General features: G+C 43.4%; 34 protein-coding genes. 11 read left to right on the top strand and 23 right to left on the bottom strand.

Going from position 1 to position 23,762, the window contains the following annotated elements; genetic code table 11:
- Positions 1 to 19: 19 nt before the first annotated feature.
- The 6 genes from NYG90_RS07155 to NYG90_RS07130 all read left to right on the top strand — a co-directional run bounded on the left by NYG90_RS07155 (position 20) and on the right by NYG90_RS07130 (position 7,836).
- A complete protein-coding gene (locus NYG90_RS07155) occupies positions 20 to 769 on the top strand; it encodes a glycosyltransferase family protein (RefSeq protein ID WP_285257294.1) in 750 nt (249 codons plus the stop codon).
- A complete protein-coding gene (locus NYG90_RS07150; protein WP_285257295.1) occupies positions 769 to 2,169 on the top strand; it encodes a glycosyltransferase family protein in 1,401 nt (466 codons plus the stop codon). The genes NYG90_RS07155 and NYG90_RS07150 overlap by 1 nt, the downstream gene beginning before the upstream one ends.
- Positions 2,170 to 2,174: 5 nt before the next feature.
- Positions 2,175 to 4,583 (top strand): FAD-dependent oxidoreductase, encoded by a 2,409-nt coding sequence (locus tag NYG90_RS07145; protein ID WP_285264886.1) that lies wholly within the window; start codon positions 2,175 to 2,177, stop codon positions 4,581 to 4,583.
- An 81-nt stretch (positions 4,584 to 4,664) separates the two neighbouring features.
- Positions 4,665 to 5,909 (top strand): efflux RND transporter periplasmic adaptor subunit, encoded by a 1,245-nt coding sequence (locus tag NYG90_RS07140; protein ID WP_285257297.1) that lies wholly within the window; start codon positions 4,665 to 4,667, stop codon positions 5,907 to 5,909.
- Positions 5,906 to 6,622, top strand: a complete 717-nt coding sequence (locus tag NYG90_RS07135; RefSeq protein WP_115011732.1) for an ABC transporter ATP-binding protein — start codon at positions 5,906 to 5,908, stop codon at positions 6,620 to 6,622. The genes NYG90_RS07140 and NYG90_RS07135 overlap by 4 nt, the downstream gene beginning before the upstream one ends.
- The gene (locus NYG90_RS07130) at positions 6,622 to 7,836 is read left to right on the top strand and encodes an ABC transporter permease (RefSeq protein ID WP_285264885.1); all 1,215 of its coding nucleotides are present in this window, start codon (positions 6,622 to 6,624) and stop codon (positions 7,834 to 7,836) included. Before NYG90_RS07135 ends, NYG90_RS07130 begins: the two co-directional genes overlap by 1 nt.
- Here NYG90_RS07130 and NYG90_RS07125 read toward each other — a convergent pair.
- On the bottom strand, positions 7,814 to 8,038 hold the full coding sequence (locus NYG90_RS07125; RefSeq protein WP_285257299.1) for a hypothetical protein: 225 nt from the start codon (positions 8,036 to 8,038) through the stop codon (positions 7,814 to 7,816). The genes NYG90_RS07130 and NYG90_RS07125 overlap by 23 nt on opposite strands.
- A 398-nt stretch (positions 8,039 to 8,436) precedes the next feature.
- On the opposite strand from NYG90_RS07125, the gene NYG90_RS07120 reads away from it, so the two are divergent.
- The 5 genes from NYG90_RS07120 (at position 8,437) to NYG90_RS07100 (ending at position 10,833) form a co-directional block, all read left to right on the top strand.
- Positions 8,437 to 8,679, top strand: a complete 243-nt coding sequence (locus NYG90_RS07120) for a hypothetical protein (RefSeq protein WP_285257300.1) — start codon at positions 8,437 to 8,439, stop codon at positions 8,677 to 8,679.
- A gap of 84 nt (positions 8,680 to 8,763) precedes the next feature.
- The gene (locus NYG90_RS07115) at positions 8,764 to 9,927 is read left to right on the top strand and encodes a YcjF family protein (RefSeq protein WP_285264884.1); all 1,164 of its coding nucleotides are present in this window, start codon (positions 8,764 to 8,766) and stop codon (positions 9,925 to 9,927) included.
- Entirely contained in the window at positions 9,927 to 10,160 is a 234-nt protein-coding gene (locus tag NYG90_RS07110) for a hypothetical protein (RefSeq protein WP_285257302.1), read from the top strand. The genes NYG90_RS07115 and NYG90_RS07110 overlap by 1 nt, the downstream gene beginning before the upstream one ends.
- A gap of 28 nt (positions 10,161 to 10,188) precedes the next feature.
- Positions 10,189 to 10,404, top strand: a complete 216-nt coding sequence (locus NYG90_RS07105; protein ID WP_285257303.1) for a hypothetical protein — start codon at positions 10,189 to 10,191, stop codon at positions 10,402 to 10,404.
- A 120-nt stretch (positions 10,405 to 10,524) separates the two neighbouring features.
- Positions 10,525 to 10,833 carry a hypothetical protein gene (locus tag NYG90_RS07100; RefSeq protein WP_285257304.1) on the top strand — a complete coding sequence of 103 codons (309 nt, stop codon included), beginning with the start codon at positions 10,525 to 10,527 and terminating at the stop codon, positions 10,831 to 10,833.
- Between the two features lie 260 nt (positions 10,834 to 11,093).
- Here NYG90_RS07100 and NYG90_RS07095 read toward each other — a convergent pair whose 3' ends face one another.
- The 22 genes from NYG90_RS07095 to rplN all read right to left on the bottom strand — a co-directional run bounded on the left by NYG90_RS07095 (position 11,094) and on the right by rplN (position 23,761).
- On the bottom strand, positions 11,094 to 11,804 hold the full coding sequence (locus NYG90_RS07095) for a pirin family protein (protein WP_285257305.1): 711 nt from the start codon (positions 11,802 to 11,804) through the stop codon (positions 11,094 to 11,096).
- 20 nt (positions 11,805 to 11,824) lie between these two features.
- Complete coding sequence (locus NYG90_RS07090; RefSeq protein WP_285264883.1) at positions 11,825 to 13,531, bottom strand: ABC transporter ATP-binding protein; 1,707 nt, start codon at positions 13,529 to 13,531, stop codon at positions 11,825 to 11,827.
- The gene (locus tag NYG90_RS07085) at positions 13,524 to 14,423 is read right to left on the bottom strand and encodes a pyrroline-5-carboxylate reductase (RefSeq protein WP_285257307.1); all 900 of its coding nucleotides are present in this window, start codon (positions 14,421 to 14,423) and stop codon (positions 13,524 to 13,526) included. The genes NYG90_RS07090 and NYG90_RS07085 overlap by 8 nt, the downstream gene beginning before the upstream one ends.
- On the bottom strand, positions 14,420 to 14,800 hold the full coding sequence (locus NYG90_RS07080) for a rhodanese-like domain-containing protein (RefSeq protein WP_285257308.1): 381 nt from the start codon (positions 14,798 to 14,800) through the stop codon (positions 14,420 to 14,422). Before NYG90_RS07080 ends, NYG90_RS07085 begins: the two co-directional genes overlap by 4 nt.
- 44 nt (positions 14,801 to 14,844) lie before the next feature.
- Positions 14,845 to 15,195 (bottom strand): 50S ribosomal protein L17, encoded by a 351-nt coding sequence (gene rplQ, locus NYG90_RS07075; protein ID WP_115011721.1) that lies wholly within the window; start codon positions 15,193 to 15,195, stop codon positions 14,845 to 14,847.
- A gap of 22 nt (positions 15,196 to 15,217) precedes the next feature.
- The gene (locus NYG90_RS07070; protein WP_115011720.1) at positions 15,218 to 16,231 is read right to left on the bottom strand and encodes a DNA-directed RNA polymerase subunit alpha; all 1,014 of its coding nucleotides are present in this window, start codon (positions 16,229 to 16,231) and stop codon (positions 15,218 to 15,220) included.
- Between the two features lie 18 nt (positions 16,232 to 16,249).
- Positions 16,250 to 16,876 (bottom strand): 30S ribosomal protein S4, encoded by a 627-nt coding sequence (gene rpsD, locus NYG90_RS07065; protein WP_285257309.1) that lies wholly within the window; start codon positions 16,874 to 16,876, stop codon positions 16,250 to 16,252.
- 9 nt (positions 16,877 to 16,885) lie between these two features.
- Positions 16,886 to 17,275 (bottom strand): 30S ribosomal protein S11, encoded by a 390-nt coding sequence (rpsK, locus tag NYG90_RS07060; protein WP_115011718.1) that lies wholly within the window; start codon positions 17,273 to 17,275, stop codon positions 16,886 to 16,888.
- Between the two features lie 21 nt (positions 17,276 to 17,296).
- Positions 17,297 to 17,665 (bottom strand): 30S ribosomal protein S13, encoded by a 369-nt coding sequence (gene rpsM, locus NYG90_RS07055; protein ID WP_115011717.1) that lies wholly within the window; start codon positions 17,663 to 17,665, stop codon positions 17,297 to 17,299.
- A 3-nt stretch (positions 17,666 to 17,668) separates the two neighbouring features.
- The gene (gene rpmJ / locus NYG90_RS07050; RefSeq protein WP_115011716.1) at positions 17,669 to 17,782 is read right to left on the bottom strand and encodes a 50S ribosomal protein L36; all 114 of its coding nucleotides are present in this window, start codon (positions 17,780 to 17,782) and stop codon (positions 17,669 to 17,671) included.
- A gap of 106 nt (positions 17,783 to 17,888) precedes the next feature.
- Positions 17,889 to 18,107, bottom strand: a complete 219-nt coding sequence (infA, locus tag NYG90_RS07045) for a translation initiation factor IF-1 (protein ID WP_115011715.1) — start codon at positions 18,105 to 18,107, stop codon at positions 17,889 to 17,891.
- Between the two features lie 14 nt (positions 18,108 to 18,121).
- Positions 18,122 to 18,877 (bottom strand): type I methionyl aminopeptidase, encoded by a 756-nt coding sequence (gene map, locus NYG90_RS07040; protein WP_285264882.1) that lies wholly within the window; start codon positions 18,875 to 18,877, stop codon positions 18,122 to 18,124.
- Positions 18,878 to 18,906: 29 nt separating this feature from the next.
- Entirely contained in the window at positions 18,907 to 20,166 is a 1,260-nt protein-coding gene (gene secY, locus NYG90_RS07035; RefSeq protein WP_285257311.1) for a preprotein translocase subunit SecY, read from the bottom strand.
- An 18-nt stretch (positions 20,167 to 20,184) separates the two neighbouring features.
- Positions 20,185 to 20,619, bottom strand: a complete 435-nt coding sequence (rplO, locus tag NYG90_RS07030) for a 50S ribosomal protein L15 (protein WP_285257312.1) — start codon at positions 20,617 to 20,619, stop codon at positions 20,185 to 20,187.
- 18 nt (positions 20,620 to 20,637) lie between these two features.
- Positions 20,638 to 21,078 carry a 30S ribosomal protein S5 gene (gene rpsE / locus NYG90_RS07025; protein WP_023930286.1) on the bottom strand — a complete coding sequence of 147 codons (441 nt, stop codon included), beginning with the start codon at positions 21,076 to 21,078 and terminating at the stop codon, positions 20,638 to 20,640.
- Positions 21,079 to 21,093: 15 nt separating this feature from the next.
- The gene (rplR, locus tag NYG90_RS07020) at positions 21,094 to 21,450 is read right to left on the bottom strand and encodes a 50S ribosomal protein L18 (protein ID WP_285257313.1); all 357 of its coding nucleotides are present in this window, start codon (positions 21,448 to 21,450) and stop codon (positions 21,094 to 21,096) included.
- A gap of 17 nt (positions 21,451 to 21,467) precedes the next feature.
- Entirely contained in the window at positions 21,468 to 22,004 is a 537-nt protein-coding gene (gene rplF / locus NYG90_RS07015; protein ID WP_115011709.1) for a 50S ribosomal protein L6, read from the bottom strand.
- Positions 22,005 to 22,016: 12 nt separating this feature from the next.
- Positions 22,017 to 22,412, bottom strand: a complete 396-nt coding sequence (gene rpsH / locus NYG90_RS07010) for a 30S ribosomal protein S8 (RefSeq protein ID WP_115011708.1) — start codon at positions 22,410 to 22,412, stop codon at positions 22,017 to 22,019.
- Between the two features lie 14 nt (positions 22,413 to 22,426).
- Positions 22,427 to 22,612 carry a type Z 30S ribosomal protein S14 gene (locus NYG90_RS07005; RefSeq protein WP_034549599.1) on the bottom strand — a complete coding sequence of 62 codons (186 nt, stop codon included), beginning with the start codon at positions 22,610 to 22,612 and terminating at the stop codon, positions 22,427 to 22,429.
- A gap of 1 nt (position 22,613) precedes the next feature.
- On the bottom strand, positions 22,614 to 23,159 hold the full coding sequence (gene rplE / locus NYG90_RS07000) for a 50S ribosomal protein L5 (RefSeq protein ID WP_115011707.1): 546 nt from the start codon (positions 23,157 to 23,159) through the stop codon (positions 22,614 to 22,616).
- 3 nt (positions 23,160 to 23,162) lie between these two features.
- Positions 23,163 to 23,390, bottom strand: a complete 228-nt coding sequence (rplX, locus tag NYG90_RS06995; protein ID WP_115012331.1) for a 50S ribosomal protein L24 — start codon at positions 23,388 to 23,390, stop codon at positions 23,163 to 23,165.
- Between the two features lie 2 nt (positions 23,391 to 23,392).
- The gene (gene rplN / locus NYG90_RS06990; RefSeq protein WP_023930279.1) at positions 23,393 to 23,761 is read right to left on the bottom strand and encodes a 50S ribosomal protein L14; all 369 of its coding nucleotides are present in this window, start codon (positions 23,759 to 23,761) and stop codon (positions 23,393 to 23,395) included.
- Position 23,762: the final 1 nt, after the last annotated feature.

Below are 23,762 nucleotides of genomic sequence, written 5' to 3'. Positions count from 1 at the left end.
CGTGCTGCAAGTGCGCTCTATGGCTGGAAGCCCTAAGCGTTTAGGCTCTATCGCTTATGAGATTTTCTTGCGGCATTGCATTGGGGATTATGTGCTGTTTATGGATTTGCAGAGCGACCCGCTTGAAGTCGCACTTGCAATGCTAGAATCCTGCCATAATTATGACATCACCATAGCCACGCGCAAAAGCAAGCCCTATAACTTTGCGCAAAAATACACTTCAAAGCTCTTTTACAAGCTCTTGCGAGCCTTTAGCGATGGGGCATATAGAGAGGAGTTTAGCGAGTTTTGCGTGCTATCGCGCAGGGCGATCAATGTGCTACTACGCACGCAAGATGATATTAAGCTTTTGCGATTTATCGATTTTGATAGCACGCTAAAGATCTGTGAGCACCCCTACACCCCCACCAAAATCCCCAAAAAATCCCTGCTAGATTCGATCAATCTAGGGCTTGATATGCTCTTTGGTCGCTCTTATAAGCTGCTGCGGCTAGGCACAGGGCTATGCTTGGGCTTTGCGATCTTTAATGTACTATATGGGCTATATATCATAATCTCATTTTACTTTATGCCCCATATAGCCCAAGGCTGGACCTCAACTTCTAGCTATATGGTGCTAAGCAATATCGGGCTATTTTCTATGCTCTGTATTTTTGGCGAGTATATGCGCATAATCTTACTTCGGCAAAAAGATGCCATCTATGAGATCATCGATGAGCAAAGCTCTGTGGTCCTAGACTATGTCGAGCCAAATATCAAGGAGTCCTAATGCCAAAGACACTAAATATCCTGCTACCTGTGCTCAATGAGCAAGACCGCCTAGAATCTGGCGTGCGCACGCTTGCGGCATTTGTGATCAAGCATAATATCCCCTGTGTGCTTACGATTATTGATAATGGATCTAGTGATGCTACGCAAGAAATCGCTTTGTCGCTAACAAGGGATTCAGCTTTGGGCAGTCATTCCACAGATTTTGGGGATTTTAGGGCAACCGCAGACCGCAAGTCTAGCTCTACCCTAAAATCCCCAAAAAACTGCGAAAGCAATACCGCAAAGCGAAGCTTCTTTAGAAAACAAGCGACAGCGGTGCAAGGCGGGGGCACGCAAGCAGGTTTCTTTAGAAATCCTAGAATCTTTGAAGAGAAACAAGCAGAGAAACAAGCCACGCAAGAATTGTCATCGCGAGCGAGTGTAGCGAGCGTGGCGATCCATACACAAAATAAGGATTCTAGTCGTGAAACAATGGATTGCCACGCGGACAAGTCCGCTCGCAATGACAGCATAAAAGTGGATTCTAGGGAAAACGCCACAAATATGAGCAAGTCGAAGGCGGCAGCAAACGAGGATTCTAGCACCGAAGCAAATTTAAATGAGCCTGCAAAGGATTCTAGGATTTTTGCCCAAAACGCTCAAAATGTGTTTTGTAGCCAAGTAGATAGGCGGCAGGATTTTGAGGCTAGAATCGTGGCTTTGCAAGGCGAGTCAAGGGCGCATACTTGGGCGTATGTAACCGCCGACTCGCCGCAGCAATCCGCGATTCTAGTCCAAAAGCCAACGCCAAAACCACGCAAAGCCCAACCCTCCAAAAAAGCCCAACCATCCATAAAAATCCAATACCTCCGCCTAAACCAAAAAGGCGTAGGTCTCGCCATCCAAGCCGGCATAGATCACAACGCCTCCCTCCCACGCCCTTGCGAGTTTATCGGCTATATGGATATTGACCTATCCACCGACCTTACTCACCTGCTTGAAGTCTATGACAAGCTATGCCAAGGACACCCCATAGTCGTAGGCTCAAGACTGCTTCAAGGCTCGCAAGTCATAGGACGCAAGCTCCTGCGCGAGCTCACCTCCAAGACACTCAACACCATCATCAAAGCCGCCTTACACACAAGCTTTAGCGATGCGATGTGTGGGTTTAAATTCTACCGCGCCGATATAGCCGCACTCTTGCGCCAACAATGCAGCGATGATCCTAGCTGGTTTTACTGCGCACAAATGCTTATCCAAGCCCAAGCCCTAGGCATAGAGATTGAAGAAATCCCCGTGCGCTGGGAAGATGACGCACTAGGCTCAAAGGTGCAAGTAGCCAAGCTTGCTAGAATCTACCTAAAAGAAATCTACCGCCTACGCCACTTGCGCCGCGCGATCCTAGCCCATAAAAGCTAAAGCCAATGCAGCCACGCCAACAATCCCATAATTTCAACAAAGCCCTGCTTATAGGCAGCGGATACTTTGGGCAGATTCTACGCCCCTATATCGCCAAGCACTGCGAGATCCTAGCCATAGCCAACACCTCTACAAGCGACCTCCCTGCCCTTTTGCGCCAAGCAGATCTATGCTTCATCGCCACGCCCTTGCACTCGCACTTTGAGCTAGCTAGAGCCGCCTTGCAAGCCCACTGCCATACATTCATAGAAAAGCCAGCCACCAGCAACGCCCAAGAATACAGCGAGCTTGTATCCCTAGCCACAGCCCATAGCCGCGTGCTTTTCACCGACTATATCTACACCCTAAGCCCATCGATCCGCCACGCGCTGCTACTTTGCCAAGGCTTGCCCCTAGAATCCATCTGCGCCACAATCACCCAATATGGGAAATTTTATGAAAATGAAAGCGTGCTTGAAGTGCTAGGGGTGCATTATCTAAGCGTTTTTGCTCTAATGCAAGAGCTTGGCATTATCACAGATGTAGAAGTGCAAGAATGCGTGTTTTTAGATCAAAAAAAGCTAAGTGCTAGGCTTAGGCTATGCGCAAAGCAAGCGGAGAGATCTATCCCCATATCGCTAGAATGCTCCTTGCTTAGCCACAAACGCCAAAGAGTGCTAAGGCTCTTTGGCAAAAAGTCCTGCCTGCAAGTCAATATGCTAGATCCAGCCCCACTCTCTTATGTGGATTCTAGCCCAGACCACGCCCTAGAATCCAGCCTGCCTATCTTTGATGAGGGGGATAATCTCGCCCATAGCCTAGCGACATTTATGAGCTTCATAGCAAGCGATAATCTAGCTAAGAATGTGCATTATGTGGCGCATACAAATATATGTGAGAGGACAGCCTGCTTGCTAGATTCAGCTTTACTAAAGAAACATCGGCTAATGCCGAATGCTTCGCTTGTTTTGGGTAGTCATTCCGTAGATTTTGGGGATTGCCACACTTGGCAAAGCAAAGCTTACAATGAGAGTAAAAAAGCGGATTCTAGGGAAAGCCATTCTGCTAGCGCAGAATGTGTGGATTGCCGCGCCACTGCTAGCGCAGTGTCTCGCAATGACGATGAAGCCACGCAAACCCAAAGCCCCAGCGATTCTAAGATTTTGGAGCTAGAATCGTGGCTTTGCAAGCCGTGCGCGGAGATAAGACTTGGTGGTCTATCGCACAAGCACGGCGAAGCAATCCACGATTCTAGCCCAAAAGCTGAATCGCCCATAACCAAAAAAGCTGCAACACACTACGACTGCATTATCATCGGCGGCGGCTTCTTTGGCGCATATATCGCAAGCTCAATGTCGCGCACGCACAAAAAGCTTCTTCTCATAGAAAAAGAGCGCGATTTGCTCCTGCGTGCTAGTGTGCATAATCAAGCCCGCGTGCATAATGGCTACCACTACCCACGCTCCCTTAGCACCGCCCTAAGCAGTGCTAGGCATTTTGCGCGATTTTGCGATGAGTTTGCTCCTGCGATTGATAGCAGCTTTGAAAAATATTATGCCATAGCCAAATACGGCTCCAAAACTTCTGCCACGCAGTTTTATCGGCTTTTTAAGCAGTTTTCTATCCCCATTGAGCCAGCAAGTGATATGGCGCGATCATTGTGCGATAATGCGCTGATAGAAGATGTGTTTTGCGTGCAAGAATATGCCTTTAACGCCAATATCCTGCGCCAAATCCTACAAGAAAGCCTATGCAAAAATCGCATCCAAATCGCGCTAAACACACAGGCTCTGCGAGTCTTTAGCGATCAAGGGGAGGTGGGGGTGAGCGTGCTAGAATCTAGCGCGCAAAGAGAGCAGATCTTCCACGCCCCACTTGTGCTAAACTGCACTTATGCTGGGATCAACGCCCTTTTGCACAGATCAAATCTCCAGCCCCTCCCGCTCAAATACGAGCTTACAGAAATGGCTTTGGTGCGCCCGCCAGAGTCTTTGTCTAAAATAAGCTTTACCATTATGGATGGGGCGTTTTTCTCCCTTATGCCCTACCCTGCTAGAGATTGCTACACACTAAGCCATGTCCGCTATACGCCGCATTGCGCGTGGAGTGGCACGACAAGCACCGCACTAGGCAATACTGATCCTTATGCCTTGCTAGATTCTCTCTTGCACCCTAGCCCTACAACCCCATACAAGCTAGAATCCAAATTCCCCCTTATGCGCCACGATGCTATGCGCTATATCCCAAGCTTATCAAAGCTGCAATACATCGACTCCCTCTATGAGATAAAGACACTCCGCACGCACAATGAAATCGATGATGGCAGACCCATAATCTTTGCCAAAGACTATGGGATACCGGGCTTTTGCACCATTATGGGCGGCAAAATCGATAATATTTATGAGATCATTGCCTGCTTGCATAAGCATTTCTAGCACTTCATCATCGCTTCACATTCTGCGTTTATAATCTGCTACAATTTTTACCCACATTGCTAAGTATCTAGGAGATATGTCGTGAGTGTTTTAGCCAAGGATATGTATGCCAAGCTCTACCCCAAGCACACAAAGCGCAAATGGCTTTTTCTATCTATCGCGCTTATCTGTCTAGTGGCTGGGGGGATCATTTGGTGGCTCTATCCTAGCACGCCCAAATACATCTACAAAACCGCTATGCCAAAGACTGCTACAATCACGCAAATCGTCTCTGCTGCTGGCACGCTCTCGCCCATTGATACCGTTGAGGTAGGTAGCCAGATCTCTGGGCGTATCCAAGAGGTGCTTGTCGATATAAATGATAGCGTGCAAGAAGGACAGGTGCTAGCGACCATAAATCCAGAGAAGCTTAATCAAACCCTAAACAAGCAAAAAGCCTCCCTAGAATCCGCCAAAGCCCAGCACAAGCTTAGCCTAATAACCCTAGAAAAAGCCAAATGGAACTACGACCGACTGCAAGAGCTATATAAGCGCACACAAGGCAAATCCCCCTCAAAGCTAGAGCTACAAACCGCCAAGCTAGAGTATGAAAACGCCCTAAGCAGTGCGCAAGTCAATGCCCTAAATATCGCAAACATACAAGCAGATGTCAAAAGCAGTGAAATTGATATAAAAAACTCCATAATCCTAAGCCCTATCAATGGTATCGTGCTAGAGCGCAGTATTGATCCGGGGCAGACCGTGGCAGCAAGCTTTCAAACGCCCACGCTCTTTAAGCTAGCAAAAAGCCTTGAAGAGATGAGTTTAGTCGTCAATGTCGCTGAAGCTGATATAGGCAAGGTGCAAATCGGGCAAGCCGTGCGCTTTAGTGTCGATGCCTATCCGGATACAGACTTTAGTGCTAAAGTCGATCGCGTAAGCTACGCTGCCACGCAAGATACTAGCAACAACATCATAAGCTATGAGACTAGAATCCTAGTCAATAACCAAGCCAAGCTGCTTCGCCCGGGTATGAGTGCTAGTGCAAATATCATTATCCAAACACAAAAAGATGTGCAGACAATCCCTGTAAGCGCGCTCTTTTTCGAGCCGCCAAAGCAAGAGGCTAGCAAAAGATCCTTTTCTTTCTCCACTCCACCACCGCCGCGCAAAAGTAGCGCAAAAGCTAGCAAAAAGCCTAGCAAAACCATCTATATCCTAGAAAATGGTGTGCCAAGCCCCATAGAAGTAGAAGTAGGTATAAATGATGGTATAAATGCCCAAATCCTTAGCCCAAAGCTCCCAGAAAATACCCAAATCATCACACAAGCAAGCCAAAAGCAATGAGCTTTATCCTCCTAGAAAATGCGCATAAAACCTACAAGGCAGGCTACCAAGCTATGCGCGGGGTCAATCTCGCCATAGAGCAAGGCGAGTTTGTCGCGCTTATGGGTCCTTCTGGCTCTGGGAAATCCACCACCGCAAATATCCTTGGCTGCTTAGATTCACTCACAAGCGGTCGCTATGTCTTTAATGGCGTAGATGTAACCAGCCTTTCACGCAAGCAAAGAGCCTTGCTACGGCGATTTTACATAGGCTTTATCTTTCAAGGCTTCAATCTGCTCTCACGCACCTCCGCGCTAGAGAATGTCGAGCTGCCGCTTTTATACCGCGGGATCCACAAGCACCAAAGAGAGCAAAAAGCCCTGCAAGCCCTAGAAATGGTGGGGCTAAAAGAGTGGTCGCATCATCTAAGCAATGAGCTAAGTGGAGGGCAGCAGCAGCGCGTGGCGATCGCTCGGGCGATCGCGCAAGAGCCGATGTTTCTCATCGCTGATGAGCCCACGGGAAATCTGGATTCTAAGCGCAGTGTGGAGATTATGCAGCTACTTAGCGAGCTTAATCAAAATTTAGGCATCACAATCCTTATGGTAACGCACGAGCACGATATGGCACGCTATGCCTCAAGGGAGCTACACTTCCTTGATGGGCAAATCCAGCAGGAGAGAAAAGTGGATTCTAGCATTAGCCCCCAAACACCCAGCCAAATGGATAAATAATGCTGCTAAACTCCTTCCTCCTAGCTTTTAAACAAATCCGCCGCAATCTCTTGCGCGCGTTTTTGACAATGCTAGGGGTGATTATCGGCGTGATAAGCGTCATCGTGATGATAGCTATCGGCAATGGCGTCAAGCAAAATATCCAAGATCAAATCAAAAACCTAGGCAGCAATGTCATCGTCCTAAACCCTGCGCGTGGATTTGGGAGCGGCGGAAGTAGCTTAAGGCGCAATTTTAGCAATGCAGAAGTGGCTACTATCAAGCATAATCTAGCATTCGCACGCGCAGTAGCCCCTGTGGCATATAGCGAAACGCTTGTGCGACACGGCGGGAAGCATACGCAAGCGCAAATTAGCGGAGTTGATGAAGACTATCTACTCGCTAGTGCGTGGGAGCTGGACTCTGGGCGTGCTATAAATGAGAGAGAGTATAGCACAGGGGCGCGTGTGTGCCTAGTGGGGCAAAGCGTGGTAAAAGAGCTATTCCCCCAAGCAAATCCCCTAGGAGCTAGAGTGCGTATCCGCGATAGTATGTGTGAGATCATAGGCGTGCTAGAATCCAAAGGTCAAGGCTTCCGCGGCAATGATCAAGATAATGTAATACTTATGCCTTTAAAAGCCTTTTCAAACTTTGTCTTTGGGGCTAGTAGTCCGTTTTTCATATCCCAAGTGCTTATCTCGCTTGATGATGGAGTAGATAGCACAAGCTTTGTAGCAAGGCTACGGCAGATAATGCTCCAAATCCGCCCGCCACAAGAGGGGCAAAGAGAGCTTTTTGACATCTGGGATACCAAAGAGATGGCAAAAGCTATGGAAGAAACAACCAAAACAATGACCCTATTTCTAGGGGCGATTGCAAGTGTGAGTCTCTTTGTGGGTGGGATTGGGATTATGAATATTATGCTTGTCTCTGTAACAGAGCGCACCAGAGAGATCGGCACTAGGCTTGCCATCGGCGCGCTAGAGAGTGAAGTGCTTATGCAGTTTCTTGTAGAATCCATAGTGCTTAGCTCGCTTGGTGGGTGCATTGGGATCGTGCTTGGATTTTTTGGCGCGTTGCTTGCTAGCTATATAATGGTGCTGCCATTTGTGTTTGATATAGGCGTGGCGTTTATGGCATTTGGTATCTCTGTGCTAATTGGCATAATCTTTGGCTACTTGCCTGCCAAAAAGGCTTCTATGCAAGATCCTATTAACGCCCTACGATATGAGTAAAAAGGGAGAGGATTTGGCTTGGTTTTGGCATTGGCTTTTCTAAAGAAACTTCGCTTCGCTTGTTTTGGACTAGAATCCTGCCGCCTATCTGCTTGACTACAAAACACATTGTGGGCGTTTTTGTCAAAAATCCTAGAATCCTGCGGGCTTGGTTATCAAGCACGCTTTCAGCCCCTGCGTTGTTGCTGCAAAATCCTGCCACTTGCGGCTTAATCTTTGAGCGTTTTTGTCAAAAGTGGATTCTAGGTTTTTGGATTTGCGGCGTTGCTAGAATCCACTTTTTAAGGTTGTTTGTCTTAGCACGATTCTAAGGATTACTAAAGAAACCTGCTTGCGTGCCCACGCCTTGCACCGCTGTCGCTTGTTTTCTAAAGAAGCTTCGCTTTGCGGTGGGGCTTTGCGTGCTTTGAAAAAATTTAGGGTAGGAGCTATCTTGGCGACAGTGACTGCCCTAAATTTTTTCAATGGCGTGAATTGCTCGCCCAAGACTGAATCGCCTACCCCTAGAATCCACTTTTGCTGTATCTGCTAGTAACTTCTATGACAAAACCTGTCAGCCTAGTGGGATACAATCCCATACACCACACCAAAGGAGCAGCTATGAAATGGTTCGCATTGGAATGGTTGGCACTTGCTGCCATAGCGACACTTTATTTGCTGCAGCTTTCACTATGCCTATATCTATGCGTTCAAGGCTATCCCTGCATACAAGAATGGCGAATGCCACAGAGCTTTATGGAGGGGCTTGGGCTTTTTGTGATAATTGCAAATATCCTTGTATCGCCAATTTATTTAGGGCTTATCATAGGGTATATAGAGCGCATTTGGCAAAAGATTGGCTAAATGCCCTCACAAGCACGCATACGCAAAATTTAAGCTCGTTTTTTTTTTTTTTGATTTAATACACTTTTACACGAAGGAGATCGTATGACACCACAACAAACCCAAATAGACTACGAGAAGCTTTTCACAGGAGCATTGAGTCATTACAACACAATCAAAAAGGATTCTACCACCAAGCTAAATATCCTAATCGCAGGCAAAACCGGCAATGGCAAAAGCACGCTGATAAACGCGATATTTGGCGAAAATCTAGCTAAAACAGGCACGGGCAGCCCTATCACCCAAGCGATCACAGCTCACACTTCTGCTAGCTTGCCAGATCTTACCATCTATGATACCAAGGGGCTAGAGCTAGGAGACCCTAGCACGATTGAAGCAGTGAAGGGCTTCTTGCAAGAAAATCACGCCAAAGATCCGCAAGAGCAGATCCATATCGTGTGGTTTTGTATCGCAGAGCCTTCACGCCGACTAGAGCCAGCAGAAAAGGATCTCTTTGACTTTATCAAATCCCAAAATTTCCCCATAATCGCCACGATCACTAAAGCCTCCCAAGACAAAGATGAAAATGGCAAAAGCTTCAAGGAGTTTGTGCAAAAAGAGCTTAAGCTAGGTGAGACTCACATAGAGCGCACTAGAGCCTTAGAGATAGAAGATGATGATGGCAACTTGCAAAAGCCAAAGGGGCTTAACGAGCTTTTAGACAAATCTTATAAACTTATGGGAGAAGCACAGGCAAACGCCCTAGCACGCTTCCAAGCCCACGACAAGGAGCAACGGCACAAAGCCAATCTAGCCTATGCGAAAACCATCATCAACCGCTATGCCGTATCATCAAGCTTGTCTGGTGCCGCACCTATACCATTTTCTAATATAGGGATTTTGACAGGCTTGCAGGTTTATATGATTCTTCATATCAATAGTATTTTTGGCATTGATATGAAGAAGGAAAATGCCGCCCAGCTTGTCGCCACGCTTGCTTCTGTCGTAAGCGCGGCGTTTGGGGTGCGCTTTTTAGCGCAGATTGCAGGAAATCTGCTTAAGTTTATCCCCGGTCCTGGGAGCATAGCAGGCGGAGTGATCAATGCTACAATCGCTGTTGGCTCGACTAAAGTAATAGGCAATGCCTATCTTGCCTACCTTGATAAAAATTTTGATCATCTCACAAGCATAATTACAGACCTCACGCCAGATATGTTTAAAAGCTATGTAAATAGCGCGAAAGCCGAATACGATAAAGAGGAGAAATAATGGGGATTTTGACCTTTATTTTTTGGATCATTGTTTTGATGCTTGTGATATGGGCTGGTGGTGCTTTGATGGCTATTGGGCTGGTGGTGCTAATGTTTGCTGCTATCATCAAGGGGCTAGAGCAAGGCTACCACTGGTATATCGGCGAGCCTTTTGAAGTGATTTGGATCATCGGCGGTGGCATTGCTCTGCTGTTTTTACTCTGTGCTTTTCTATCAAAGCGTGATAGCTAGCTAGGCATAAAGCAAAGATTAAACCGCAATGCTGCAAGATATAGAACAAAAGCTAGCAGAGATAGAGAAGTATAAAAACACTTGGGGCGATAATATTACACTCCTGCACTCTAGAATCCGTGAAGAAAGAGCATTGATAGAAGCGCGAAGAGAAAATGCCCCACAAGATGCCAAAAATGCTCTTGACTCTATGGAAAAAAATTGCAAAGATCTTAAAAAAACATATAAAAACGCTACAAGATAAAATAAAAGAAGCAGAAGAAGAAATCAACAAACTAAGAAACCTTGAGCCTAATGAATGCCTAAAAATCCTTGGTGAAAAAGAAATTGGGCTTATAGGCTCTATCTTTAAGGGAAAAGATAAATGACAGGGAGTGAATGGCTCTCATTGATACCACTAGCAGCCAAAGCAGCCAATAAGGCAAAAAGCTGGCTAGATAAGCCAAAGCGTAAAGCAGCCAATAAGGCAATTCGCAACTACGCAAACAACAAACTAAGAGAGACAAAAGCTCTGGTTGATCAATTAGAAACAGATCTTGCTAAAGCAGATTTATTGATACAGCAACATAAATCCGCAATTACAGCCAAAGCAAAAAAACGCACAATATTATTATGGGTGTGTGTGATTGCGAATCTCTCTCTAATGCTACTTATTTACATCAAGCTCCTATAAGCTCTAGAATCCACTTTTTCACTATTGCCCTTTTTCTCTCACTTGCAAGCACCGCTTGCGCCGCGTGGCAAAGCACAGCTTCTTTAGTAATCTATAATCAAAAAGTGGATTCTAGATTTGCGCGGTTTGGCTATGGATCGCCACGCCTTTTTCAAGGCTCGCGATGATGATAGGGGAGTTGGCTCGCGCGTGAGAGAAAATGGGCAGTGTGGGCTTGTGATAAAAAGTGGATTCTAGGACCGCGCCTTAGGCTAGATCCACTAAGGCAAGTCAAAAATCAGCACTTCATTGCTAGAATCCAAGCCCTTTAGGCTAAAAGTGGATTCTGCGCAGCACATCACGCCATCGCTTGTCTCTATGGTAAATGGCTTGGTTTGGCTAGATCCTATCTCTAGCTTGCCTCGCACCACTTGGATATATGCCCTCCTACTATTTTCTTTGCCACTATCAAAGCTAAAAGTCTCATTTGCAATATCCCTATACAGCCACAATCGCATATCTTGATAGACTTTGAGTGAGTCTTGCTCGGCGTTTGGGGATAAAATAAGCGTCTTGCCCTTGCTTGTGTCAAAAGCCCTTTGCTCATATCGTGGAGCGATGCCCAGCTCATTTGGCTTAATCCAAATTTGATAAAAATGCAGCGGCTCATCTAAAAGATTAAACTCCGAATGCGTAACGCCACTGCCCGCGCTCATTATTTGAAACTCCCCGCTAGGCACGCGCTCTTCATTACCCATACTATCTTTGTGCGCGATGCTCCCGCTTAGCACATAGGTTAAAATCTCCATATCCTTATGCGAGTGCGTCCCAAAGCCCTGACTTGGCTCTACTCTGTCTTCATTGATGACACGCAGCGCGCTAAATCCCATAAATCTCTCATCATAATACCCTGCAAACGAAAAGCTATGATAAGTATCAAGCCAGCCGTGATTGAAATGCCCTCTTTCATTTGCCTTGCGTAGTGTTAGCATATTACTCCTTTTGGTTGGGGTTAGTGGATTCTAGTTAGCTCGATTTTGCGCTCGCAATGCTCGATTGTATTAAGCCTGTGGGCGATTACTAGCAGTGTTTTGTCCTTAGCTACGCCATAGATCTCTTCCATAATCCTTGCCTCTGTCGCAGAATCTAACGCGCTTGTGGCTTCATCTAGGACTAAAATCTCTGGATCATCATAAATCGCCCTTGCGATCCCTATGCGCTGCTTCTGCCCCCCACTTAGCAAGATCCCCCCCTCACCCACGCGCGTATCAATGCCATCGTGCTCGCATAAAAAGTCATAAATATTTGCCTTTTTGCACGCTTCAATGACTCTTTGCTCATCAAGCTCACTGCCAAAGGCGATATTTTGCGCCACACTACCATCAAAAAGATAAATTGTCTGTGGAATATAGCCGATTTTCTTGCGCCAGCTGCGGAGGTTGTGATTATCAATTTTTACTCCATCGATGAGAATCTCGCCCTTTTGGGGCTTATAAATACCGATGATAAGATCTACTAGCGTGCTTTTGCCCGCGCCACTTTCTCCGCAAAATGCTACCTTATCGCCCTTATTGATGATGAGATTAAAATCCTTGATGATAGGTTTATTAGGCTTGTAGCCAAACTCGATACCGCGCAGCTCAATGCTGCTAGCAAATTGACAAGGGGCATTATCCTCATAGTCTGTATGATAAAGCAAATCCTCATAGACTTGCTGCACCGCCACACCATAAAACCCCATCATATTGTAATTTTGCAAGAGCTTTGTCATCGCAGGCAAAATCCTATACAACGCTAGCGCATACATAGAGATGATAGGCAGCACTGCCGCAGCAGAGTCATATCGCACCAAAATATACACCACACTAGCAATCAGCACGCTAAAGCCTATCGTCTCTAAAATGAGCTTGGGTGTAGGCAGAAGAGTTTGCGCGAGAATCTCCGCACCAATGCGCGTGTGGCTAGCACTCTCAAACTCTTTTTGCACATCTTCTTGATTGCCCTTGAGTTTGATGATTTTAAAATTCCCAAAAGTTTTAGAAATAATCTCGTGGAAGCGCATATCCATAGTGTTGCGTATCGTGCCCATTTGTTTAATCTTGCCACCGATAAATCGCGTAATAAGCAGCACCTGCACACCTAGAATCGCACTTAGCACCAAGGTCATCTTCCAGCTAGTAAGCAGCAGTAGTCCATACATCAGCACGATCGTAAAAATCTCTGCAAACATCTGCAGCCAATACTGCACATAAAAAGACGCTTTAAGCGCAGAATCTGTAATGGCGTGGCGAATGGTATCGGTCTTTTTGCGCGTGAAATCAGCATAGTTTAGATCCACTGCCTTACAAAAAAGCCGATAGGCAAAAAAGTGATATTTGCGGAATGCGAAGCGATTAAGCGCGTAATTATACGCCACGCCATACACAATTCTAAAGAGATAAAATGCGATCAAAATCACGCTAAAAAATATCATAAACTGCGTCGATGAGCTACACTCCAATAGCTCATAAATGCGCTTTGAAATATCTTGAGATAGGATTAAATCAGGATTAGATGCAAAAGTAATATAGGGCATAACGATACTAATGCTAATGGTCTCCATCACAGAGAAAAACACCGTAGCGATAAACAAAAAAAGCAAAATAATCTTATCGCGCCTTGTGAGCATAGCACGCAGCATAGAGACATAGCTCATTGTTTTAGCTTTTTGCTTAGTCATTTTGGGTTGTTTTTGCACCGATAGCTTTAGAGACACTTGCTTGGCAAGCACGCATAATCGCGCCACGCACACCGCTAGATTCTAGCGCGGCTAGTCCTTCAATGGTCGTGCCTCCGGGTGTGGTTACTTGCTCAATCAGCTCTTGTGGAGTATATCGATCAAGCAATGCCCCAACACCCACAAAGCTCTCTTTCACAAGCTTTAGGGAGTCTATCCTACCAAGCCCTGCACGCACCCCAGAATCCACCAACGCCTGAGCGATAAGCGCGAGAAAAGCAGGCGAGCTACCGCTTGTAGCAATGCTAGCATCAATGAGTTTCTCATCTTCTACAAATACCACACTGCCAAAACTCTCGCAAATCTTTTTTACCTGATTTCTATTGGCATTGAGACAAAAAGCAGTGGTCGCGCTTAACCCACAAAGAGCAGCGATATTTGGCATAAGGCGGATATATGCTTGCGCACTTATGTGGCTTTGCAGTGTAGCGACACTCACGCCAGCAAGCACACTATACACAGCCTTAGCCTTACCCAAATAGCTAAAACTACCCAGCCCATAAGGCTTGATACAAAGTAGCACGATTTTATCTTGGGCAGGCACAATAGAGGCTTTGCACTCCATAGAAGCTTTAGCGCGATTGCATTTGACTTGATTATTGGAGCTGGATTCTAGCGGGATAGCCTTAGCATTTACCAAACCTAGCTCGGCGATAAATTTCTCTGCCTTTGTGCTATCTCTGCCACAAATCTCTAAAGGATATATGCCATTTAATCCCTTAGCAATAGCCTGTGCCATAGCACCATAGCCCACTATAATAATAGCTTGCATAGTAGTATCTTGCGTGGGGGTTACTTGCTGTGCTGGATCCGTAGATGATTGTATATGTGTCATTGCTCTTGCTTATGGTGGTTTTGTAACGCTTGTTTAAGCTCATAAAAACTCTCATCAAAATAATACACATTCTTTGCACCCATCTCTACAAGATAAGAGCCATACACAGAAACCGTATAGCCGCTATAACAATGGAGCATATAAGTTGTCTGCGGATTAGCTAAAATCTCTTGCGATAAGCTAGCAAAGTCTTGCATAGGAATATTTCTAGCAATACCTATGTGGTCTAAAGCATAATCTTGCGAGTCTCGTATGTCGATGATTTGCATATCTGGAATCTGCTCCAATAATGCTAGAAGATTTGCAGAGCAAGCAAGCTTAGCTTGGCTCTTATGGATAGGAGAATACTGAAAATCACTACTAGGTGTATCACTCATAGCTTCTACACTCTATCAACACTACTGCAGTAGCTTTTCTCTACCTAGACAAACTCAATAAACGCCATTTGTGATGCATCACCTCTCCGCGTCCTAGTTCTTTGTATGCGTGTGTATCCACCTTTACGATCCTTGTATCTCGGTGCTATTTCAGCTACTAGCTTTTTTGTCGCAGCTTTATTTTGCAAATATGCAAAAACTAGCCTATGAGCATTAAAATCACCAACTCTAGCAGTAGTAACAAGCCTTTCAATATAAGTTTGAAGCTCTTTTGCCTTAAATACGCCTGTCTCTATCTTGCCATTGTCAATCAAAGCTATCGCTAGATTTTTCAGCAATGCTTTTCTATGAGAGCTTGTTCTACCAAGCTTTCTATATCCGTGTCTATGTCTCATCTTTACTCCTTAAATCAATCAACTATTTTGATCGACCAATTTTTTTATTAAACGCTTCTAGCACTTCTGCGCTCAAAGATGTCCCAATAGGGTAGCCAAAAGAGCTTAACTTTTCAGCAATCTCATCAAAAGACTTCTTCCCTAGATTCTTGATATTTTTCAAATCATTTTCACTCATCATAACAAGCTCGCCAATATATTGGATACCAATTTTATCTAGGCAATGAAAGCAACGAGTGCTAAAGTTGAGTGTATCAATTTTCACAAGAAGATTTTTAATATCAACAATATCTTCTGCAGGTGTATTTGAATCTGGATTCAAAACCGCCACATCTTGACCAAAAATATTAAGCTGTGTTTGTGCCATAGCTATGGCATTTTTAAACACATCAATTGGCGCAACTTGCCCATCTGTCTCAATCTCAAACACAATTTTTTCAAAATTGGGGTTATCTTCCACAAGAACATCTTCTATTCTATACACAGCACTCTTCACAGGAGTAAAATACGCATCAAGCGGTATCAAACCAATCTCACCGGTAAAATCTTTATCCTTTCTCACCAAGTCATTAGGCTTCAAACCAATAGAACGCTTAATAACAAGAGAGAATCTAAACTTAGCATCTTCATTGATTGTAGCAAGATAGGCATCTTTATTGACCACATCAATCTCATCGCTTGCTAAATTCGCACCACGAAGCTCCATAGGACCAGTAAATTCATAATTAACACGAACAGTGTCCTTAATGTCCGACCCCTTGTTTGTGAAGCGAATGTTTTTCAAATTAACAATAAATGGCGTAACATCTTCAGCAATGCCACGCACAGAATCAAACTCGTGCGCAACACCATCAATATGCAACATAACAGGTGCATACCCAGGCGTGCAAGAGAGCATTAAGCGTCTTAGAGGATGAGCAAAAGTAATCGCATAGCTTGGCTCAAAAGGCCACACACTCACGCGAATGCGATTTTCACCCAAATCTTCTATCTTAATCTCATTGGGAATGTGGGGAATAGTTTTAAAAATATCCATAAATCACCTGCCTAACTATTATTTCGAATATAATTCAACTATCAAACGCTCTTCAATAGGAATAACAACTTCCTCTCTCTGCGGATAGCGCGTAAAAATACCAAAACGCTTGTCTTTATCTATATCCACCCAAGGAACAATTCCCACTTGTGCCGTAAGATCAATGGCTGCCACAATTTGTGGATTATTTTTGGTCTTTTCAACTATTTCAATCTTTTGTCCAGGCTTCACAAAATATGATGGAATATCAAGTCGCTTGCCATCCACTAAAATATGTCCGTGTGTAACAAGCTGTCTAGCGAAACGACGCGTAGTAGCAAACCCCATACGATAAACAACATTATCAAGACGGCATTCAATAAGTCTAACAAGATTCTCACCCGTGTTGCCTTCTTGTCTATTTGCTTCGACAAAAATAGAGCGAAATTGCTTCTCTGAAACGCCATACATTACTTTAGCTTTTTGCTTTTCACGAAGCTGCAAGCCGTATTCAGAAATCTTCCCTCTTCTTTGTCCGTGTTGCCCCGGAGCGTAAGGTCGCTTTTCAAGCGCACTCTTTCCTGTCAATCTTCTCTCGCCTTTTAAAGCCAAAGAAACTCCAAATCGTCGTTCTAATTTTTCAACCGGTCCTCTATATCGTGCCATTTTATCCCCTTACACTCTTCTTCTTTTTGGTGGTCTGCAGCCATTATGTGGCAATGGCGTTACATCTTTCAACCACAAAACCTTAATGCCTTCAATAGCCCCCACGCTCTTAATAGCAGTTTCTCTACCACTGCCAGGTCCTTGCACCTTAATGCCAACTTCCTTAATCCCGTGCTCTTTAGCCTTAGCCAAAGCACTTTCAACTGCTTGTTGCGCGGCATAGGGAGTAGATTTTTTACTTCCTTTAAACCCTAAACCACCAGCCGTAGCCCAACATAGCACATTGCCCATTTCATCTGTAACAGTTACATTTGTATTGTTAAAAGTAGCCGATATACACACGATCCCTCGCGCAATATTCTTTTTAACAACACGCTTTTTTGTTGTATTTTTTGCCATTATGTCTCCTTGATACTATAACTACGAGCTTTTAGAGCCAACAGTCTTGCGCTTACCTTTTCGCGTGCGCGCGTTGTTTTTTGTTGTCTGACCGCGGACAGGAAGCCCTTTCCTGTGTCTCAAACCACGATAACTACCAAGATCCATAAGAGCCTTAATATCCATCTGCACCTTTTTGCGCAAATCACCTTCAACCATATAGCTTTCTTGAATTTTCTTAGCAATCATAGATACTTCATCTTCGCTGAGATCATTAACTCGCTTATCAAAAGAAATATTCACAGCCTTAAGAATATCTCTTGAACTCTTAAGCCCAATGCCATAAATATATGTGAGCGCATACTCAACTCTCTTCTTTTTTGGCAAATCTACACCAGCAATTCTCGCCATTGTTTATCCTTGTCTCTGTTTATGTTTAGGGGTAGCACAAATCACTCGCACAATGCCCTTTCGTTTGATAATTTTACACTTATCACACATTTTCTTGACCGATGGTCGAACTTTCATACAATCTCCTTAATTACTTTTAGGATAATGGGCATATCACGCTATGTAACATACCCTATTCAAAACTAAAAACGCGGATTATATCCGAATATAGTTTAAAGCAGGCTTATTTATAGCGATATATAATCCTGCCCTTATCCAAACTATAGGGCGTTAATTCTAGCTTCACCCTATCTCCGGGCAAAATCTTAATATAGTGCATTCTCATCTTTCCTGCAATATGACATAAAACAATATGCCCATTGTCCAGCTCCACTCTAAATGTCGCATTTGGCAAGGCTTCAATCACCTTACCATCAATTTCTATCACATCATCTTTTGCCAACGCCTACTCCTTTTCTAATGAGTTAAAATCCTTGCCTTGCCATCGATCATAGCTATCGTATGCTCATAATGGCTGCCATTTTTCATATCCTTTGCAACAACCGACCATTTATCATCCAAAATCACTGGAGTCCCATCAAGCTGGCACACCATAGGCTCAATGCAAAACACCATTCCATTTTTAATCTTTGGACCTTGCTTGGAATTTGGGGATTCTAGATAGTTTGGTATCTCTGGCTCTTCGTGTGGCTTTCTCCCTATGCCGTGCCCACAAAATCCAAGCAATGGAGCAAAACCTCTGTTTATTATCGCTTGCTCCAAAAATAAGCTTAATTCTTTAAAATGAATGCCAGGTCGGCAAAAATCTATCGCTTCATATAAAACATCTTTGGCACAAGCAATCAGCTGCTCATCTTTAGAATCTATCTTGCCAATACCAACCGTAATAGCCCCATCACCAAACCAACCATCACACTCTACACCCAAGTCAATCCCCAAAATATCGCCTTCTTGCAATCTGTAATCACTTGGGATCCCGTGGATAATCACAGAGTTAAGAGATAAGCAAGTAGCATTTGGAAACCCATACAATCCTTTAAATGCCGGCTTTGCCTGCTGAGACAAGATATAATCTTCTGCAATTCTATCAAGCTCATAAAGACTAACTCCGGGCATCGCATTCTTAGATACAAGCTCCAAGGTCTGCGCCACAATTACTGATGACTTTGCCAAAGCAACAAGATCTTTCTTGCTACGAATCGCTATAGCCACAACAATACCCGTCCATCACTCTCTAAACCCTAGAATCCTACCGCACTTAGTGTTTTATACTTATTCATATAAACTTGTGCCTCAATCTTACGCATTGTATCGATGGCAACTTGCACGACAATCAAAACAGCCGTTCCACCAAAATAGAATGGCACACCTAAGAGCTTGACCAACACCCAAGGCAAAGTAGAAACAACGGCAAGATACAATGAACCCCATAGGGTCAAATTATTTGCGACAAAATTCAAAAATGATGAAGTCCCCTCACCTGGACGCATTCCCGGAATATACCCTCCTTGACGCTTAAGATTATCTGCAATATCCTTGGCATTAAACACAATAGAAGAATAAAAATATGCAAAAAACACAACAAATGCAAACATCAAAATATGATGCAAATAATGGCTAGGACTCAAAATATCCGCAATAAGTTGGAGATATTGATTACTCGAAGCCTGCAAAATCGTAGAAGGAAACACAAGCAATGCAGAAGCAAAAATAGGAGGTATTACACCACTTAGGTTTAGCTTGATTGGAATGTAATTCATAATGCGCTTATTTTGATTTTGCATAATAACTTTACGCGCATAGGAGATAGGGATTCTCCTCTCGGCAAGCTCAATATACACAATACAACAAATAGTAGCTACAATAATCACGCCAATAACAATAAGACTCAATACACTAATCTCACCCGTATTAACAAGCTTGAATGTCGATCCAATTGCATTCGGTATCCCAGATACAATACCACCAAAGATAATGAGACTTATCCCATTACCCACTCCTCTTTGGGTAATCTGCTCGCCAATCCACACAAGTAGCATTGTCCCAGCAAGCATCACAAACACAGAAATCAGCAAAAATTCTTTCATATCAATCAAAATTGCACCATTAGGACCTCCGCCAATACTACGCAAACCAAACGATACGCTAATAGCTTGAATAACCGTGATGACAATAGTAACATAACGAATAATTTGCATATATCGTTGCATACCATCACGCTCTTTTTTCATCTTTGCAAGTGGAGCAAAAGTAGCTGCCAAAAGCTCCATAATAATAGAAGCTGTAATATAAGGCATAATACCAAGCGTAATAATGCTAATACGCTCCACAGCACCACCGCTAAACATATTAAAGAGTCCCAATGCATTGCTACTGCTTAAGCGGAAAAAATCTTTAATCACCGCTGCATCAACTCCTGGTATTGGAATGTATGCAAGCACACGATAAGCAAACAAAAAAGCTAAAGTGATAAGAATCTTATTAACAATCGCTTTATTCATAATAAAACTCTTGAGCCACTATCGTTGCCTACTTACAGCAACTCTAGCATCTTTTACTTTGCCAACAAGTGCTGAAGCACCGGATCCTATAAGTTTAACAAGGACCTTGGACTGAGCGCCTGAATGCGTAGTCTTCGCATAACCAGGAAGCTTATGTATGCTCTCTATACTCTCTATAGTAATTTCACTAAGCCCAGCCACTGCTTTGACTCTATCCACATTGATGGTGTAGGGTTTTTGGATTTTTGTTGTGAAACCAACCTTTGGCAATCGGCGTTGCAAAGGCTGCTGCCCACCTTCAAACCCTCTTTTAGCTGTATATCCAGCTCGAGCTGTTTGACCTTTGCCACCACGCGTCGATGTCTTGCCCATACCACTTCCTTGCCCTCTTCCTACTCTCTTAATATCTCTTACACTTCCCTTGGCTGGTTTAATTTCGTGTAAAGAAGCCATAACGATCTCCTTATTAAATTATGCTTTAATCTGCGCCAGAGCATCAAAAGTAGCTCTAACGACATTATAGGGGTTGCTAGAACCTAAAGATTTAGTAAGAATATCCTTAATCCCAGCAAGCTCAATAACAGGTCTAGCTGATCCACCAGCAATAACGCCCGTCCCTTCGCTAGCAGGCTTAAGTAGAATCCTACTAGCGTTGTATTTATACTCAATATCATGAGCAATGGTAGTGCCCTTAATATTAACTTTGATGACATTCTTAAAGGCATCATCTACCGCCTTTTTAATGGCATCTGGCACTTCCTTTGCTTTTCCCAAACCAAATCCAACCATACCATTGCGATTACCAACAACCACAAGAGCATTAAAACGAAACCTGCGCCCACCTTTCACAACTTTCGTTACACGCCCAATATTTACAACAACCTCACTAAACTCTTCTCTATCAATTTTCATATGCCTTCCTTAATGTTATAGCGTTATACCTTGCTCTCGCAAAGAATCAGCAAATGCACGGATAACACCGTGGAACAAATACCCATTGCGATCAAAAACCGCCTCGTTGATACCTTTACTTTTTAATTCTTGAGCGAATACGACAGCAATCTCCTTTGCCTGTTCTTTATTATTGCCAAGCTTAAGTTTTCTCCCATCAACAGTAGCAATTGTTACTTGCTTTACATCATCAATGGCTTGTGCATATAAATATTTATTTGACCTAAAAACACTAATCCTAGGACGAGAATCCACACCACTCACTCTATCTCGTATGCGTGCCTTTCTCTTAAGTCGCAAACTTTTTTTCAATGCTAAAACTTTATCAGTCATAACTAGCCCCTTATATTTTATTTTTTCGCTGTCTTACCAGCTTTTCGTATGATTGTCTCATCAATATACTTAATCCCCTTGCCTTTATAAGGTTCAGGTGGTCTAAACTCTCGTATCTCAGCTGCAATTTGCCCAATTTGCTGTTTATCATCTCCCTTAATAGTGAGTTGATTTTTATCAAGAGTCATTTCCACACCACTAGGTATAGGATACTTGATTGGATGAGAAAAACCAAGTGCAAGCTCAAGAGTATTGCCAACTACGGCAGCCTTATAGCCAACACCATTGATTTCTAGGACCTTTGTAAAGCCCTGTGTCAAACCGATAACTATATTATTTGCCAAAGCCCTATATGTACCCCAAAAGGCTCTAGACTGCGGAGCAGAATCTATGGCATAAAAGATAAGCTCCTTATCCTTTAATTCTACCTTCACTCTTCCAAAAGTATCAAGCTCTTTTGTAGCTTTAACACCCTTAAATACAATTTTACTACCATCGATATTGACCTGCACAGAATCCGGAATACCAATAGGTCTTTTACCAACTCTTGACATAATATTCTCCTATTACCAAATACTACACAAGGCTTCGCCACCAACATTTGCTCTATATGCCGCATCGTTGGATATTACACCTTTGCTTGTGCTTACAACTATTGTCCCATATCCGTTCTTAAATCTCTTTAATTCACTACGAGCTTTATAAACTCTACGACCAGGTTTGCTAATACGCTTTATCTCATTAATCATAGACTTTCCACGCTCATCATAAGCAAGCTGCACGAGAATTGACTGCTTACCATCTTTATCGGTTATATTATATCCCTTAACAAATCCCTTTTCTTTAAAAACCTCTAAAATCGAAACCACAATCTTGGCGTAATACAAAGTCGTGGATTCTAGTCTTCTCATAGAGGCATTACGAATTCTTGTCAAAGAATCTGCAATAATATCATTTACCATAACTACTCCTTATTTTACCAACTAGCTTTGCGTAGACCGGGAATCAAGCCCTCATTGCCCATCTTACGCAAGCAAACTCTACAGAGCCCAAAATCCCTATAAACAGAATGTGGTCGCCCACACACTCTACACCGAGTATATGCTCGCGCACTAAATTTCGCTTTTCTATTGGTTTTTGCGATCATTGATTTTTTTGCCATACTATCTCCCTTTTGCAAATGGCATACCAAATAACTCTAAGAGCTTGAATGCCTCTTTATCATCTTGTGTCGAAGTAACAATGGTGATATTCATACCGTGCGTTACCATAATATCATCATAGACAACTTCCGGAAACATAAGTTGCTCATTTAAACCAAAGCTATAATTACCGCGCCCATCAAATCCATTTCTAGGAACACCTCGAAAATCCTTGACCCTTGGCAAAGAAATTACAATAAGTTTTTCTAAGAAGTTATACATCTGTTTTCCACGCAAAGTTACCTTAACGCCCATAGGCATACCTTCACGCATTTTAAAACCTGCAACAGACTTTTTCGCCTTTGTAATAATAGCCTTTTGTCCTGCGATCAACGAGATCGTATCCGCTATATTTTGCATAATCTTAGAATCTTTAGCATAATCTCCAGCACCGACACTAATCACAATCTTCTCTAGTTTTGGAAGTAGCATAGGATTCTTAATATTAAGCTCACTCTTAAGCTGCTCTCTTATCTCATCATTATATTTTTTTTTCAACGCAAACATAATCTACTCCCCATCTTTCTTGACATTAGAAATATGTATAGATTTTTCTTTAGTTACAAAACCACCTTTGGGGTTATCATCAGTAGGTTTAATAGCCTTTTTCACAAGAGCACAACCTTCGACAACAACTAGCGACTTCTTGGGGAATACAGCAAGCACTTTTCCCACTTTTCCCTTATCATCTCCAGCGATAATCTTAACCATATCGCCCTTTTTTATCTTACACTTTATCACTACAACACCTCCGGAGCTAACGATACAATCTTCATAAAATTTGCATATCGCACTTCTCTACTTACTGGACCAAAAATTCTTGTCCCAATAGGTTCCTTTTTTGCATCAAGAATCACTGCTGCATTATCATCAAATCGCACAAGCGAGCCATTAGCTCTGTGGATTTCTTTTTTTGTCCTAACTACAACAGCTTTAACGACCTGCGCTTTCTTCACCTTTCCATTAGGGATCGCCTTTTTTACAGATGCAACAATCACATCACCAACACTGGCATAACGCTTATGACTACCGCCAAGCACCTTGATGCACATAATTTCTTTTGCACCACTATTGTCCGCTACATTTAAGCGTGTAAAACTCTGTATCATA

It is taken from the genome of Helicobacter zhangjianzhongii (assembly GCF_030249855.1).
Lineage (GTDB): Bacteria > Campylobacterota > Campylobacteria > Campylobacterales > Helicobacteraceae > Helicobacter_B > Helicobacter_B zhangjianzhongii.
This window is presented reverse-complemented; position numbering and strand designations above follow the sequence as displayed.